Consider the following 16,920-nt stretch of genomic DNA (forward strand, 5'->3'; position numbering starts at 1 on the left):
AAGGACAAGGAAATGCCGAGAGATAATATTATTTTGCAGTGCACTGAGTGCAAAGAACGCAACTACGCGACGACCAAGAACAAAAAGAACACGCCGAACAGGCTGGAGTTCAAAAAGTTCTGCCGCCGTTGCCGTTGCCATACGCTGCACAGAGAGAATAAGTAGTTCAACGTGGAAGGTTGATAGTGGAAAGTGAGGGCGAATTTCTTCACTTTCCACTTTCCGCTCTATACTTTTGGACTATTTTATAGGGGTATGGTGTCAATGGTTAGCATGGAGGTCTCCAAAACCTTAGGTCCGGGTTCGAGTCCTGGTACCCCTGCCATTGAATTTTATTGGGAGAATTAATGTGTCAGAAGCTGTAGCTCCGATCGAAGGAAAACATAAAGAGGGCATTGGCGATTTCGTCAAGCATACGCGGGCTGAACTCGACAAAACGTCGTTTCCGGCATCCGAAGATATCAAGAACACCACGATCATCGTGATCGTGAGCGTGTTATTTTTTGCGGCGTATCTCTTCCTCGTCGATCACGGCTGGACATATCTTCTCGAAGGGTTGACTTGGCTGGTAAATAAACTTGCCGGCGTTTAGTACATAAAGGATATCTGAGATGAATCAGTGGTTTTTTATCCACACATATTCCGGGCACGAGAACAAGGTTCGCGAGAGTCTGGAGGCACGCATTCGCGATATGGAACTCGCCGAGCAGATCACGGGCGTTCTATTACCAAAAGAAAAAGTCGTCGAGATGCGTGGCAACAAGGAATATGTCTCTGAACGAATGTTCTATCCCGGTTATGTGCTGGTTCAGATCGAGTGTGACGAAAAGGGCAAGATCCCTGACAACGTATTTCACGTGATCAAAGCGACGCCGAAAGTCACCGGATTTCTGGGCGGCAAAGCTCCGACACCGCTGACCCAATTGGAGGTCGATCAGATCCTCCACAATATAGATGTCGCGACCGAAAAGCCGAAGCCGAAGTTTTCGTATGAGGTTGGTGAGGTCGTCAGGATCAAATCCGGCCCGTTTGCCAGCTTTACCGGCAAGGTCGAAGAGGTCAATGAGGACAAGGCTACCTTGAAGGTGTCGATAACGATCTTTGGACGATCGACTCCATACGAACTTAGCTTCCTCGAAGTCGAAAAGGTTACTTTTGCAGAAGAAGAATAGATGAGGACATTCCTGTACGGATGTGCAGGATCGTTAATCGAAAACAGTTATGGCAAAGAAGATATCAGGCTACATTAAGTTGCAGATCCCCGCCGGCAAGGCGAATCCGGCGCCGCCGATCGGCCCGGCACTTGGTCAGCACGGCGTTAACATTATGGAGTTTTGCAAGGCGTTTAACGCCAAAACGCAAAACGACGATCCGGATATGAAAATACCGGTCGTGATCACGGTCTACGCTGACCGTTCGTTCTCGTTCGAAACGAAAACGCCGCCGGCAGCCGATCTCCTTAGAAAGGCAGCGGGAGTTGCAAAGGGTTCGGGTAAACCGAATAGAGAAAAGGTCGGCTCGGTAACGCGTGCGAAGATCGAAGAGATCGCCAAGTTAAAAATGGCCGATCTCAACACGTCGAATCTCGAGTCGGCAATGAAGACGATCGAGGGAACTGCGAAATCGATGGGAATCTCGGTCGATTAATAGTGAGAAGTGAAAGGTGAAAGGTGGCAGGCTTTGCTCTGCGATCTCCATCCCGAAACCTATCACAGGGAGGGCAACAAAATTGCCCGCTAACACCTGGAGGTAAAATGAAAAGAGGCAAGAAATATCTTGCGGCTCTCGAAAAGATAGAGCTGCATAAGAAGCATACGCTTGAGGAAGCGGTTGCAAAACTGAAAGAGGTCGCATTTGCCAAGTTTGACGAGACAGTCGAACTTACGATGTGGCTTGGCGTTGATCCGCGAAAGGCAGATCAGCTCGTTCGCGGAACGATCGTTCTGCCGCACGGACTTGGCGGAGCCGCCAAGAAGATCGTTGTTATTGCTCAGGGTGACAAGGTGCGTGAAGCAGAAGAAGCCGGTGCAGATATGGCCGGTGGCGATGAGATCCTCGAAAAGATCAAAGGCGGCTGGCTCGACTTTGACGCATTGATCGCGACCCCCGATATGATGGGTAAGGTCGGTCAATTAGGTAAGGTCCTCGGTCCTCGAGGCCTGATGCCCAATCCAAAAACAGGTACAGTTACGATGGATGTCAAGACCGCCATCGAAGAGACCAAGGCCGGCAAGGTCGAATATCGCGTCGATAAGACGGGCGTTATTCACTCGCCGGTCGGCAAGGTGTCGTTTGACGATGCCAAATTGGCCGAGAACACGAGGGTCCTGATCGGAGCAGTGATGAAGGCAAAACCGACCACTGCCAAAGGCCGTTACCTGAAGAAGATCAATCTTGCGGCAACGATGAGCCCGGGCGTATTGCTCGATGAGCTCGCATACGCATAGTACGTGAGGAGCGAAAAGGGAAATGAAAACTAGAGAAACAAAACAGAAAGATCTGACCGCCCTCACTGAGTCGCTTTCCAATTCCACATCCGCAATGGTCGTAAGCTTTACAAAGCTGACCGTTTCGAAGGATCAGGAGCTTAGAAAGAGCTTGCGTGAAGCCGGTGCAGAGTACCAAGTAGTGAAAAACACCTTGGCCCGCATTGCGGTGAAAGGTACCCAGTTTGAAGACGCTTCAGGAGCGTTCAAGGGCGTTACTGCTATAGCTTGGACCGAGAATGATCCGGTTGTACTCTCGAAAGCAATTTCGAAGTTCATGAAGGAGAATGCTGATATCTACACGTTCAAATCGGGCGTGGTAGACGGCAAACTGGTCGATCTGCAGCAATTGACGACGATCGCAAATCTGCCGTCGAAAGACGAGCTTATCGCGAAACTGCTCTTCGTTATTAATAGCGGAGCTCAACGTATCGTTACAGTTATCAACGCGGTACCGCGTGACCTGGCGATCGTGATCAAGCAGATCGGTGACGCTAAGCCGGTTGACGCATCGGCTACTCCGGTGGTCGAAGCCAAGGCTGAGACTCCGGCTGCTGAAGCTGAAGAGGCTCCTGCGGCGGAGGAGACTCAGAATGCTGAGGAAGCTCCGGGAGCCGAGGCGGAAGCTGCTCCGGCAGACGATGCGGCGGTCGAAGTGGCCGCAGCAGACGAAGCCGCTCCAGTAGCTGAAGAGGCTCCGGCTGAAGAAGCAGGCGAATAGTTAAAGTTTTGTTTCGGGCGAAAGTCTGAAACACAAAGCCGTACTCAAGGAAAGCGAGCGAAGCGATGGTCAGATCGCTTTGCGTCGGACGGAAACGGAAAGGTGATGCAACCCGGTCCGCCAAGTCCCGTGGGTTCTCGCGGCTGACAAACAAGCCGTGAATGGTAAGATCGACTCGAAATTCGAGCTGATTATTACAATTCACGATTTACAAATAAACAAAGAACCCTATTGGAGGAATAGATAAAAGTCATGGCAACTACAAAAGCAGACGTTATTGAGTATTTGAAAGGTGTGTCGCTTCTCGAAGCGTCGGAATTGGTTAAGGAACTTGAAGAAGTTTTTGGTGTTTCGGCCGCTGCTGCTGCAGCTCCGATGATGATGGCCGCTCCGGCCGGTGGTGAAACCGCTGCTGCCGAAGAGAAGGATGCGTTTGACGTTGTCCTTACTGCTGCCGGCGGCAACAAGATCGCTGTCATCAAGATCGTTCGTGAAGTCGTTGCAGGCTTGGGCCTCAAGGAAGCGAAGGATCTCGTTGATGGTGCTCCGAAGGCGATCAAGGAAGGCGTTTCGCAGGCAGAAGCCGACGAGATCAAGACCAAATTGACCGAAGCCGGTGCTACTGTTGAAGTCAAATAATTGCATCTAAAATAGCGGGACGCCGGTCAATGACGGGCGTCCCGATATTTGGAATTTGGCTTAATTGATGCTAAACTGAATGATTCGCGGCTGACATAAGATATTCCTGTCGATCGCGAACTTTGGAGGAGCAATACGAATACCTTGTATTTATGGAGTGTTCGTGGATTTAGGGGCGACAACGTCGCAGAAAAATTGGAGAGTTGGTGTCACGTTTCGGCACTCTCGAAAAATTCATTTAACAGCGAAAAGCTGCTGAAAAGCGGTCAGGGAAAACTTTACCCTCGACCGCATTTGGTGTCTTTTCCAAAAGGTATTTGACGCGATTTCGACCCAGCGAAAGCGTAACAGGTCTAGCGTCAGGAATCAACAGGTTTTTGATAGCCCGCTATTAATAATATGATCAACAATCCGCTACAGAATAAATCAACAGGCTTGGGACGGCGAACCAGTAAGTCGCCCGAACGCGTAGATTTTTCCAAGATCTACACGACAGCCCAAATCCCGAATTTGATCGAGGTCCAGCGTGAATCGTACAACCGATTCCTGCAAATGGATCTGATCCCGGAAGAGCGCGATTACATCGGTCTCCAGTCGGTATTTTCCTCGATCTTCCCGGTCTCGGATTTCCGCGAGACCGCGACGCTTGAGTACGTTGAGTATCAGATCGGCAACTGGCAGTGTAAGTGCGGTAACCTCGAAGGCCTCGAGCATCTCAGGGCAAATTGTAAAAACTGTAGTGCGAAGATCAAGGTGGATCCGTTCAATCCGGCCGAAGTCCTCTGTAAAAATTGCGGCACATTTAACGCAGTTCGCCCGAATCTCTGCAACAACTGCGGCGAACCGGTCGGCCTGAAGCATAAGCACGATCAGCAGGAGTGTCAGGAACGCGGAATGTCGTATAGCGTGCCGCTCAAGGTCAAGATCCGTTTAACGGTCTATGACAAGGATCCTGAAACCGGCACGTCGACCATTCGCGACATTAAAGAAGAGGATGTATTCTTTGGCGAAATTCCGCTGATGACCGACAACGGTACGTTTATCATCAACGGCACCGAGCGAGTGATCGTTTCGCAGCTGCATCGTAGCCCGGGCGTATTCTTTAAGGGCGATCGTGACGAGTATCTGGCCAAGATCATTCCTTATCGCGGATCGTGGGTCGAATTCGAATACGACCAGAAGGGCATTCTTCACGCCCGCCTCGGGAAACGCAAGATCATTGCGACGATATTCCTGCGGGCTCTCGGGCTGTGGTTAAATCCGCAGATCGATATGAAGACCGTTTCGGACAATATCCTGGAAGAGGTCGTCAAGAGTGCGGAGTACTCCAACGCCAGCATACTGAGGCTCTTCTATGTGACGGACGAGATATCTGTCGAAAAGGGTAAGCTCGGCCTGCGTGTCAAGACCGAAGGCGATACACATCTTGTTGGGATGAGGTCTGAGCAGGACATCAAGGACAAGAGCGAGGATGTCGTCCGCGTCGGCAAAAAGGTTACCAAGTCCGCAATTGCCGATCTTCGCAGAATGGGCAAAGAGCGTGTTGAAGTTGCCATTGCTGATTTTGAAGGTGCGTACGCGCTTGAGGATGTCGTTAATACTGAGACCGGCGAGGTAATTGTCGAATCAAATACCGAGATCCCGGCGGCAAAGTTACAACAGATCATCGAAGAAGGCGTCGCGAGCCTCGAGGTCTTCTTTCCCAAACGTGATGTGATCGGAGAGGTCATTTCGGCAACTTTGAGGAAAGATGCGATCGGCAAGCCGGTCGATGCACTGCTCGAGATCTACCGCAAAATGCGTCCGGGCGACCCGCCGACGGTTCCGACTGCTTACCGCCTGCTCGAAGGTATGTTCTTCGATGCCCGCCGGTTTGATCTATCCCGTGTCGGACGGCTCAAATTTAATATCAAGATGGGACGCCCTGAGCGCGATGATATTACTAATCCGCTGCTCAAGGCCGGTGATTTTGTCGAGGTCGTCAATTACCTTCTACGAATGAAGAGGGATAGCGAGCATTTCAGTCAGGATGATATCGATCACCTCGGCAACCGACGCGTCCGTGCGGTAGGCGAATTGCTCGAAAATCAGTTTCGCATCGGCCTTGAGCGTATGGAACGCGCGATCAAGGAAAAGATGTCGATCCAACAGGATATGTTCACCACGATGCCCCGCGATCTGGTAAACGCAAAGCCTGTGACGGCGGCGGTTCGCGAATTTTTTGGTTCGTCGCAACTGTCACAGTTTATGGATCAAACGAATCCGCTTTCAGAAATTACGCACAAACGCCGCCTTTCGGCGCTTGGACCGGGCGGACTCTCGCGTGAACGTGCAGGATTTGAAGTTCGCGACGTTCACCCGACACACTACGGCCGTATCTGTCCGATCGAGACGCCTGAAGGCCCGAACATCGGTTTGATCTCGTCGCTGTCGTGTTTTGCGCGGATCAACGAATTCGGATTTATCGAATCGCCGTACCGCCGCGTGGTCGATGGCCGCGTGATCGAATACGTCAAGATCCAGAATGGCGGCAACACCAGCTTCAAGCCCGGCGAACACGTGCCGCTGGAGGATGTCGAGGCTGCAAATACGAAGCTGAAAGGCGGCAAAACGGCTGAGTTTGAGCCGTTTCCGTTCTATCTCACCGCGTGGGAAGAGGACAAGTGGATCATCGGTCAGGCCAATATCGAGCTTGATGAAAAGGGCAATATCGTCAACGAGCGTAATGCTGCCCGTCAAAAGGGTGAGTTCATCGTGGCCGACCGTGCCGACACACAGTATATGGACGTCTCGCCGAAACAGCTTGTTTCGGTGGCAGCGTCGTTGATCCCGTTCCTAGAGAACGACGATGCTAACCGAGCCCTGATGGGATCGAATATGCAACGTCAGTCGGTCCCGCTGCTCTGTGCCGAATCGCCGTACGTCGGCACCGGTATGGAAAAGATCGCTGCCCGCGATTCCGGAGCGGTGGTCATCGCCAAACGCGACGGCGTCGTGGATTATGTTGACTCCGAGCGAATCATCGTCAAGGCCGACCATCAGGTCGACGGCACGATCTCACGCGAAGTTACTGCCGACATCTACTCGTTGGTCAAATTCAAGCGTTCTAATCAGAACACCTGTATCAATCAGCGTCCGATCGTTGAGGTAGGCGAACGCGTCAAAAAGGGAATGGTCATCGCCGATGGCCCGTGCACCGACCGCGGCGAACTCGCTCTCGGCCGCAACGTGCTCGTGGCATTTATGCCTTGGCGCGGATACAACTTTGAGGACGCTATTCTGGTTTCAGAGCGGCTCGTCAAAGACGATTACTACACGTCGATCCACATCGAGGAACTCGAGATCGAGGCTCGCGATACCAAACTCGGACCGGAAGAGATCACTCGCGATATTCCGAATATCGGCGAAAATATGCTCCGCGACCTCGACGAATCCGGCATCATCCGCATCGGTGCACAGGTAAAACCCGGATCGGTTCTGGTCGGCAAGGTCACGCCTAAGGGCGAAACTCAGCTGACGGCCGAAGAAAAACTGCTTCGAGCCATCTTTGGCGAAAAGGCGGGCGACGTTAAAGACGCTTCGCTCAACTGCCCGCCGGGAATCGACGGTACGGTTGTCGACGTTCAGATCTTTACGCGTAAGGGACAGGATAAGGACGACCGCAGCCTAGATATCGAGGGAATGGAAGAAGACGATCTTCACCGCGACCTTGATGATGAGATCCGTATCTTGCAGGAGCAGCGTGACGAACGTATCTATGAACTTTTTGACGGACGCAAGTTGACCAAAGATCTTGTGGACGGCAAGGACGTTCTCCTCAAAAAGGGAGAAACGCTCAACCGCGAAATGCTCAGAGGCATCGAGATCAAACTTCTCCGTAAGTCTGAGGTTGCTTCGGGATCGGTCGACGTTATTGCTGAAGTCAAGGAATACGAACAGCGTACTGAACGCCAGATCAATATTCTGCGAGACATCTACGACGAAAAGATCACCAAGCTCAAGCAGGGCGACGAACTGCCTCCGGGCGTGATCAAGATGGTCAAAGTCTTTGTCGCGATGAAGCGTAAGCTTTCGGTCGGTGACAAAATGGCCGGACGCCACGGTAACAAGGGCGTCATCGCACGCATCCTGCCTGAGGAAGATATGCCGTATCTTCCGGATGGAACTCCGGTCGAGATCGTCTTGAATCCGCTCGGCGTGCCGTCGCGTATGAACGTCGGACAGATCCTCGAAACGCATTTGGGATGGGCCGGTAAGATCCTCGGACTCCACTTTGCAACGCCCGTTTTTGACGGTGCCAGCGAAGAAGAGATCAAGGGCTATATCACGCAGGCCAATCAGAAGTACGACGAACTCGGCATTCCGGCATCGGTCGGACCGTCGGGCAAGACTCGGCTTTATGACGGTATGACGGGCGAACAGTTCGAGCAGAAGGTGTGCGTCGGTTTTATCTATATGTTGAAACTCTCACATCTGGTCGATGACAAGATCCACGCACGCTCGATCGGGCCGTACAGCCTCATCACGCAGCAGCCTCTGGGCGGTAAAGCTCAGTTCGGCGGCCAGCGTTTCGGCGAAATGGAAGTTTGGGCACTCGAAGCCTACGGTGCGGCACATATTCTGCAGGAATTGCTCACATGCAAATCCGACGATGTCGCCGGACGTTCGAAGATCTACGAAACGATCGTCAAGGGCGTTTCGAACTTCGAGCCGGGCATTCCCGAATCGTTCAACGTCCTGGTGCGCGAGCTGCAGAGCTTGTGTCTCGACGTCGAACTGATCCAGGAAGACGAGATCGACCCCGAGGAAATTGTCGCCGGCGTTGACGCTCTCGTAGGCGTGGATTAATGCGAATGCCTCGTGTGAACGAATAATTTGCTTGTGCGAATGTTTAGGTATCGATTGCGATTGAATTGATACAAAGTGTGAAAGAAAAAGGAGCTTGTGTGAAATGACAAGCTCCTTGTGTGAATGAAAATGTTGGCTGTGTGAACGATCTACTCGCTCGTGTGAACGATTAACTCGGTAGTGTTAGAGATCGACTAACCTAAGTCAACGAATTTGAGGCGATTGAGCTGAATGAAACGCGTATCGGAAGTGTCGAGGATCGAACGAACATACTGTTTCATCATTTGTGCTCTGACAATGAGGCCGTCCTTGTTGTTGTACATTACGGCGTTGCGTTCATTTCGAGCCGTGCGAGTCGGGCCTTTTGCGTCGATAGCTGTTTGATTTAGCGTGTTTAGGTCGCCAAGCCACGCGTCGAGTGTTGGGGTCTGATATTCAGCCTCGGTCGGGCTGTAATCGGGATTCGACTTAAGTTGCTCGACGAACAGATCGATTGATTCGAGTTGTCCCGCGAAACTGCGGTTTGAAGATGAAACGCTCTTTTTCGATTCGTCGATTGCGGTTAACGGATCGTCGGGAGTTTTCGCCGAAACACGAACGCCGCGAATCGCGTTTGCGGTTGTTCGAATGTCGCTAATGAATTCGGTTGTCAGACCCTGACCTTTGGCGGCATTGAGAATTTTGGTGACGCGTTTTGGAACGAGTTTGAAGGCCGCCATTCGAGCACCGACAGCGTTTTCTTCGGCTGGCAGAACATTGTTGACGCCCTGCATCACGACGGAAATTGCCGCTTCGTATGTTTGGAGGCTGGCGATCTCAATCAGCGTTTTGGACGGTTTATAGATACCTCCGATACTCTGACCGATTGAAATTGCGGTACGCAGATTATCGAGGTTTTTGGCATGGGTTTGTTCATTATTGGGCATATGGCCGAATCTCCTTCATCAACGTGATTTTAGTTTGACGAGAGAAATACAGACCCGACCGTTTAAGATGTCAAACGACGGGAAAGCCCGAAAGAGAAGTAAAGAAGTATGTCGAAAAGAACTAAAGAAGAAAAAATCGATTCGGTCATCGTAAAAGATGCTTCAATGTCGAATCAGAATCGCCGAAACCGTAAGTTCTGGATCGGTGGAGCGACTGCTTTGCTTCTAATGATTGGCGTTGGAGCGTTTGCAAAAAATGGGTGGTTTCCTAATACGGATGCGATGACGGGAAAGAAGACTGGTTGGTTCGGGAGAGAACTTCCAAAGAATGCATCGAGCAGTTGGAATCCGTTCGCGGCACCGTTGCCAAGTGTAACCCCGCAATTGAGCAAAGAATATGTCTACGCTGGATCAAGACTTCTGGCGGTCGAGGATGTAAATGCAAATGTGGCGCCGCCTACTGATTTAGCTGTCTGGCGACCAGTGACTGGGACTTGGTTTGTTCTTGGAGGTGTACCGGGATCGGCCTCAACCACATTCGGCTGGGGACTTAGCACCGATAAGCCTGTACCCGGCGATTTCGATGGTGACGGCAAGACAGATTTTTCGGTTTTCAGACCGACAACTGGTGAATGGTACGTCATCAACAGCAGTACGGGTTACTGGTCAGTTTGGCAGTGGGGACTTGAGTCCGACATTCGCGTTCCGGCGGATTACGATGGCGACGGCAAAACCGATAGGGCCATCTGGCGGCCTACAACTGGAATGTGGTACATCGTTCGGAGTTCTGACGAGGTATCGATTTATCTAACCTTCGGCTCTCCGGGAGATATTCCGGCACCAGCTGATTACGATGGCGATGGCAAAGCCGATATAGCTGTCTGGCGAAATTCCAGTACAACATTTTATTCAAAAAACAGTTCCGACTCCGTGGTTCAAACTGTGGGGATGGGAACGGGCGGGACACAGCCTGTAAGTGCTGATTACGATGGCGATGGCAAAGCGAATTACGCCGTTAGAAACGGTGCCACGTGGCATATCGCGAATACTGCTCGATCCGTCATCACCCCAACAACACCATCAAACGACCAATCGAGCGATATTCCTGTCCAAAATGATTACGATGGCGATGGTAAAGTCGATATCGCGGTGTGGCGCGACTCAAACGGCAACTGGTACATACGCAAAAGCGGTTCGAGCAACGCGCTCCGCCAAGAAGCATGGGGAATATCGGGAGATATTCCGGTTGCCGCATATTACCGCCGATAGTTGAAAGTCAAAATATCGCGGTTTGGGATCGAAGAAGAGAAAAAATCAGCATGAACAAGCACTTTGTTATTTCCACACTTTTGATTTTAATTGCAGCGGCCGGAGGATTTGGGCAGGGCACTCAAAACTCGACAGACACGGCTGATGATGCATTGCGAGGTTCTGGGAGGGTAAACCCGTCTACTCTAGGCATGGAGATTAATATCCCCCTTGGCAATTTTCCGGGTCGGGGTATAAATGTACCAATCTCCTTGAGTTACTCGTCAAAAGTTTGGGGCATGAAATCCCTTGGCTTGATCGACGGTGGAATCGTTTCTGGCGGCTGCCGATCATTTAGCGATCCTGTATACGCAAAGAATTCAGCGTCCGGCTGGACGACAAGCCTCGCAGTTCCATATATCGAATATGTTGGCAAGGACAATCTCTTCACTACAGAAGGCTTTCCATTGGCCAGCGGGCTTTGTGTTAACGAGCCAACCCCAAATAATAATTATGCTACGTACATTCGACGACTGTTGATTCATGTGCCAAGCGGTGGAACTCACGAGTTAAGGGCTGATGACACACCGATTACCTTCGACCGCAGTGGCACCGATTCATATTCCCCGTGGCAACAACACAATTGGGACCGGACCTATTGGGCAGTTGATGGTTCGAATATTAGATATATCGAGGATTCGACAACGACGCCGGCGACCTATCGTCTCTTGATGCCGGACGGATCGAGCTATGATTTTTCCGAATCATTGGACTCGATAGAAGAGGCCACCGTTCGAAAGGCGACAAAACTTACGGATCGAAATGGAAATCTCACAACTTACGACAGTCAGGCGGGAACTGTGACAGATACGCTGGGTCGGTTACTAACACCTCCAATTACTCCAACTGCTCCGACTGGGCCGACGCCAGTGGGTAATCCTGTCGTCTACACTTTGCCGGGAATGACTGGAAGTTACAAGTTTAGCTGGAAACACCTTAAGGGTGAATCGGCAGCCGAAAGCGCCTTAACGGATTTTAATCAGGATTTAAAATATCCTGGAGACAAGATTGCACAGACTACCAATGGTAACTGGACATCAAGAGCCGCCGGAACTTACCTTTTTCATTCAGAATGGGGATCGTTCGTGCGTTCAGGAAACAATCTTTTTAATCCTGTTGTTCTCACAGAAATTGAACTTCCGACCGGACAGAAATATAAGTTTACCTACAATATCTTTGGTTTGATCGAACGAATAACTTATCCGACCGGTGGCTCGGAGAGTTTTGTCCACAACACTGTTGCCCCACTGACATCAGGTGGCCCGGAAAACGTTACAGATCAAACGAATTTTGGTGTGACTAATAGGAAGGTTTATGAAACTTCTGGATTGGGAACTACCTACGAATGGAATTACACCGCGACACATGTTGCGCCGTCTGGTTATAAAGTGAGTGTCATTTCACCGGACCAAACGGTCAGCGAAAAGTTGCTTTATCAGGGATATGGGTCATGTATTGGATGCTCAAACGGTACCTTTGGTTATGAAAATGGGCTTGCCGGAATGCCGTATGAAGAACTCGCGTTTGATAGTGCAAGTCCCGCCCGACTAGTTTCCCGCAAACTGACGCGTTGGATAAAAAAGACGTTCTCAAGTGGGCTCGTAACCGCCGATTGGCATCCACGTGTCGATCACGAAGAATCGGTCATTTACGATTCAAATGGAAACGGCGTATCGACAACAACGAAATACGAATTTGAAGGAGATCTGAACCAAAGAGAAACGCCGCTCTTGATCAACAAAACCACCCAATATGCATTTGTTCCGATTCAGGGAAGTAGTAATTTCGGTGGAGAATCGTTCGCTCCAGGCGAACCGCCAGAGCCAAACCCAACGCCTATTCCGACACCTAACCCAGCGTCCCTTACCCCAGTTCGCTCTTCAGAGTTGACATACTTGATAAACGACTCTGCAAATTTCCCGGCGTGGGTACGAGAAATTTATAAGTCTAAAAACATCGTTGGACTTTCCGTGGCATCGGTGGTACGGGGAGCTGACAACACTATTGTAGCTCGTACAGAAACCAAGTATGACGACGGAGCATTGTCCCCAGAGATTGGACGAGGCAACCCGACGACGGCTAGAGTTTGGGACAGCACTAAGGGTGCGTCAACAAATCCAGATTCGTACATATCCACTCATGCCAAGTTCGATAGCTATGGTAATCAAGTCGAAACGACGGATGCAAGGGGAAATGTAAGTAGAACCGAGTATTCGGATAATTTTTCGGATGGCATAGTCCGAAACTCCTTTGCTTTTCCTACAAAGACGATCTCGGCAATTCCCGATCCTTCCGGAACATACGGATCAATTACTGCATTTGAAACGACGGTGAAATATGATTTCGCAACCGGTCTACCAATCTCAACCACCGACGCAAATGGTCGAGAAACTCGCATTGAATATGACCCGGTGACGCTGCGTTTACTCAGGACGAAGTACTATCATTCTGGGATTCAAATAGGCGGGACGTCCGAAGTATCTTACAACGATGAACCAGGAAATATCTGGATAAAGAATCGCACCCAAATCACGTCAAGCGATTGGACCCAGACAATAACCTATTTTGACGGCCTGCGCCGTGCTTGGAAATCCGAGCAAGCCGATAGCAATGGCAATATTTTTGTTGAAAAGGAATTCGATTCGGAAGGACGTGTCAAGCGGGTGACCAGCCCGTTCAGAAATCAAGAGGTAAAGAATTGGACTACAAATGTTTACGATGAAGCCGGTCGCGTAAAGGAAGTCATTGCCCCAGATGGTACGAAAATCCAAACGAACTATTCCGTCGCAATCAGTGGAAGTCAGATTGGCACCGTAGTTACAGTTATGGACCAAGCCGGCAAACAACTTCGTTCTATAAACAACGTATTGGGGCAGCTGACACGAGTCGATGAGCCCGATCTCTCAAACCAATTGGGAAATCTCGATAATCCCTCGCAGCCAACTTTTTACAAGTACAACGGCATTGGCAAAATGACCCACGTACAACAGGGTATCCAGAACCGGTACTTTTTGTACGACTCGCTTGGGCGCCTATTGAGGATTCGACAGCCGGAACAAGGTACAAATGCATCGCTGACAACAAGTGGTAATCCTGATAACAATGTTTGGTCAGCAGGGTTTACATACGACGACAATGGGAATATGTTGACGTCAACTGACACGAACAACGTATCGGTACTTTCCAGCTTTGACAACCTAAGTCGTGTCCAGACACGAACTTACACCGACTCAACTCCGCCTGTAAGTTTTAAGTATGACAACCTCCAATTCGCAAAGGGTAAGCTAATTGAAGTTAGTAGCTCGGTTTCGAGCAGCAAGAGCACTCAGTTCAACAGTCTTGGCGATGTGCTTACTTACCAACAGATAACCGACAACCAAACTTTTACGTCCGGTTTTCAATATAATGCGTTCGGTGTCTTAACTTCGGAAACATATCCGTCGGGTCGGCAAGTCAGTTATGAATTTAATGTTGACGGGGATTTGTCTAGGGTTTCGGGCCAAAATGGGCCGACCCAACAGACCTATGCGAACTCATTTTCTTTTGACGCTTCTGGTTCCGTCCAGCGATTACGGCTGGGAAATGGCAAATGGGAAACAGCGAAGTTTAATAATCGCAATCAAGTAACGGAATTGGGGTTGGGGAACAGTTCCACAGATGCAAGTATATGGAGAACCAATTTCGAATACGGTGACGTACAATCCAACGGTACTGTCGATGGTAGTAAAAATACGGGTAACATAGGCAAGCAAACTCTTTCTCTGCCGGGAGTGGTGAATCCCATTGTTCAAACTTTCAAGTACGATTCGCTCGACCGACTGGTCGAAGCGGAAGAAAAAACAAACAATCAACAGAGTTGGATACAACAATTTGGCTATGATCGTTATGGAAACCGCAATACTTTCAATCAATTAATAGGTCAAATTTCGCAGAATCTAACACCGACAATTGATCAGAGTACGAATCGCTTCGTAGCTGGTCAAGGATTTATTTACGATCTAAGCGGTAATGTGATTCGGGACGTTGAGGGAAGGCAATTTACTTTTAACGGGGATAACAAGCAAGTCAAGGTAATGGACTCGCAAAATAGTGTTATTGGGGAATATTTTTACGATGGAGAGGGTAAACGTGTTAAGAAAGTTACCAATTTGGAGACAACGATCTTTGTTTATGCGGCAGGCAAGCTGATTGCTGAATATTCGACCCAACCAGTTCAAAATCCGACAATCTCTTATACGACAACCGATCATCTTGGCAGTCCGAGAATAATCACCGATGCCTACGGACAAGTATCTTCGCGTAGAGACTTTATGCCTTTTGGCGAGGAACTTGGGGCGGGAATTGGCAACCGCACTACGGGTCAAAAGTACTCCCTGAGTGGAATCGACAATGTAAGGCAACGCTTCACCGGATACGAAAAGGACAGTGAAACAGGCCTAGATTTTGCCGAGGCTAGATATTACAGCAACACTCATGGAAGATTTACAGCCGTTGATCCACTTATAGCGAGCGGCCAGTCGGCCAACCCGCAAACATATAATCGATATGTCTATGTGGGAAATAATCCCGTCAATATCATTGATCCGACTGGTTTGGAGTGGTACATGAAGAAAGGTTCTAATCAGCCCGAATGGTTTGATAAGGATCCAGGCGATGAGTACGAAAAAGCTCCGCATATATATTGGGCAGGGGAAGGATATGGCTGGGTCGTTCTTGATTATAACAGTAATCATTGGCAGGGGTATTTTGAAGAAAGGGAAGATGCTCTAACGTTCTATGATCAACCATCGGATTACAGCTTGTTCGATGGCGTGAATGAGATGATGGATGTTTTCGACGTTGTTTCACTCGGGGGCGGAACAATAAGGCTCGGTTTAAGGCACGGAATTAAGAAGCTTGTTAAGGAGGGTGGGGAGTTATTGATCGAGAAGAGCAGTGTTGCATTGCTTCGAGAGGCGGCCGAGAAAGAACTTAAAGCGGCAGGAAAAGCGGTCACTAAACTGGCTGTTAACGGAATAGTGGGCGAGGCTGCCGAAAGACTGGTCAAAGAACTGTTGCAAAAAGAAGGGTTTACGGTACTAGGCAGTAAGGTCGCGGTAAGAGTGGCCGATGGTCCTAAGGGGCTTAGATTTGTTGATCACTTGGTTCAAACACCAGCCGGCGAGATCGTCGCCTACGAAGTAAAATCAGGCGGCGGAACGAGGAATGCTGCCCAAATGGGAAAAGACAATATTATGGAAACAGTTGGTGGGAAGATCATTGGCAAAAATGCGCCGGACAATTTACTGGACACGACGAGGAAGATACGGACAGTAGAAGTGAAGATAAAATAGTGCAAAATTTGAGAGAACTAAAAACAGAATTGCTCAAAGAAATCGGAGTGAGGGTTAAGGATCTAGGGTTTACGTTGAACGTTGGCCGTCAGGGGTTTTATCGGAAGACGTCTTTCGGCAAGCAATCTTTCCATTTGTCCTTCATTCCCCATTCGTCGGATATGGATGTAACGGCGGATGTCGCCATTCGATTTGACGCCCTAGAGGATTTGGTGCACGAGCATATCCCGGGATTGTTTTTTAATCCGACCTTAGCAAGAAATACCTTTAGTTTTGGTTCAAATTTGGGTCATATTATCGGCGAAGGACAAGTAAGGTGGACTATAGCTGACATAGGTGATGTACAAACCGTGGCGACAAAAATGGTTGAAACGTTTCTGACGGTCGGAATGCCGTATTTGGAAAGGTATTCCGATCTGCATTTAGCGTTTAGAGTTATCTCAACAGTTAACCCGGAAGCGAACCTACTTACAGGGTTTCCAGACAAACAGGCAACAAACGCCATAGGTCTGGCATTCCTATTAGGCAAGGAAGATGAATTTCACGAAATAGTCAATGAAATGACCAATTATTTGGTACCAATTCCAAATTCCAATATAGAGGTATTTCTGGAGTTTGCTAACAAGTTGGAACAGAGGTTTGGAAATAAAACGGCGTAG

12 protein-coding genes and 1 tRNA gene are annotated in these 16,920 nt (G+C 49.6%); 12 read left to right on the forward strand and 1 reads right to left on the reverse strand.

Annotated elements, in window-relative coordinates; all coding sequences use genetic code 11:
* Positions 1-12: 12 nt before the first annotated feature.
* The 9 genes from rpmG (at position 13) to rpoB (ending at position 8,694) form a co-directional block, all read left to right on the forward strand.
* Complete coding sequence (gene rpmG / locus IPQ00_03665; GenBank protein ID MBL0239657.1) at positions 13-165, forward strand: 50S ribosomal protein L33; 153 nt, start codon at positions 13-15, stop codon at positions 163-165.
* Positions 166-249: 84 nt separating this feature from the next.
* Positions 250-325 (forward strand) — tRNA-Trp (locus IPQ00_03670).
* A 24-nt stretch (positions 326-349) separates the two neighbouring features.
* The gene (gene secE, locus IPQ00_03675) at positions 350-592 is read left to right on the forward strand and encodes a preprotein translocase subunit SecE (protein MBL0239658.1); all 243 of its coding nucleotides are present in this window, start codon (positions 350-352) and stop codon (positions 590-592) included.
* Positions 593-611: 19 nt separating this feature from the next.
* Positions 612-1,172 carry a transcription termination/antitermination protein NusG gene (gene nusG / locus IPQ00_03680; GenBank protein ID MBL0239659.1) on the forward strand — a complete coding sequence of 187 codons (561 nt, stop codon included), beginning with the start codon at positions 612-614 and terminating at the stop codon, positions 1,170-1,172.
* A gap of 49 nt (positions 1,173-1,221) precedes the next feature.
* Entirely contained in the window at positions 1,222-1,647 is a 426-nt protein-coding gene (rplK, locus tag IPQ00_03685; GenBank protein ID MBL0239660.1) for a 50S ribosomal protein L11, read from the forward strand.
* A gap of 107 nt (positions 1,648-1,754) precedes the next feature.
* On the forward strand, positions 1,755-2,447 hold the full coding sequence (locus tag IPQ00_03690) for a 50S ribosomal protein L1 (GenBank protein MBL0239661.1): 693 nt from the start codon (positions 1,755-1,757) through the stop codon (positions 2,445-2,447).
* A gap of 22 nt (positions 2,448-2,469) precedes the next feature.
* A complete protein-coding gene (locus IPQ00_03695; GenBank protein MBL0239662.1) occupies positions 2,470-3,207 on the forward strand; it encodes a 50S ribosomal protein L10 in 738 nt (245 codons plus the stop codon).
* Positions 3,208-3,459: 252 nt separating this feature from the next.
* On the forward strand, positions 3,460-3,846 hold the full coding sequence (gene rplL / locus IPQ00_03700) for a 50S ribosomal protein L7/L12 (protein ID MBL0239663.1): 387 nt from the start codon (positions 3,460-3,462) through the stop codon (positions 3,844-3,846).
* Positions 3,847-4,245: 399 nt separating this feature from the next.
* The gene (gene rpoB, locus IPQ00_03705; GenBank protein MBL0239664.1) at positions 4,246-8,694 is read left to right on the forward strand and encodes a DNA-directed RNA polymerase subunit beta; all 4,449 of its coding nucleotides are present in this window, start codon (positions 4,246-4,248) and stop codon (positions 8,692-8,694) included.
* Positions 8,695-8,888: 194 nt separating this feature from the next.
* On the opposite strand, the gene IPQ00_03710 is transcribed toward rpoB, so the two are convergent.
* Positions 8,889-9,620 carry a hypothetical protein gene (locus tag IPQ00_03710; GenBank protein ID MBL0239665.1) on the reverse strand — a complete coding sequence of 244 codons (732 nt, stop codon included), beginning with the start codon at positions 9,618-9,620 and terminating at the stop codon, positions 8,889-8,891.
* A gap of 108 nt (positions 9,621-9,728) precedes the next feature.
* Here IPQ00_03710 and IPQ00_03715 point away from each other — a divergent pair, with 108 nt between their 5' ends.
* The 3 genes from IPQ00_03715 to IPQ00_03725 are packed head-to-tail and all read left to right on the forward strand — an operon-like array spanning position 9,729 to position 16,920.
* Positions 9,729-10,889: a VCBS repeat-containing protein gene (locus tag IPQ00_03715; protein ID MBL0239666.1), complete on the forward strand. Its 1,161-nt coding sequence runs from the start codon at positions 9,729-9,731 to the stop codon at positions 10,887-10,889.
* A gap of 50 nt (positions 10,890-10,939) precedes the next feature.
* Entirely contained in the window at positions 10,940-16,261 is a 5,322-nt protein-coding gene (locus IPQ00_03720) for an RHS repeat-associated core domain-containing protein (GenBank protein MBL0239667.1), read from the forward strand.
* An 8-nt stretch (positions 16,262-16,269) separates the two neighbouring features.
* Entirely contained in the window at positions 16,270-16,920 is a 651-nt protein-coding gene (locus tag IPQ00_03725) for a hypothetical protein (protein MBL0239668.1), read from the forward strand.

Origin of the sequence: Chloracidobacterium sp., from assembly GCA_016720705.1 — a bacterium.
Taxonomy (GTDB): domain Bacteria; phylum Acidobacteriota; class Blastocatellia; order Pyrinomonadales; family Pyrinomonadaceae; genus OLB17.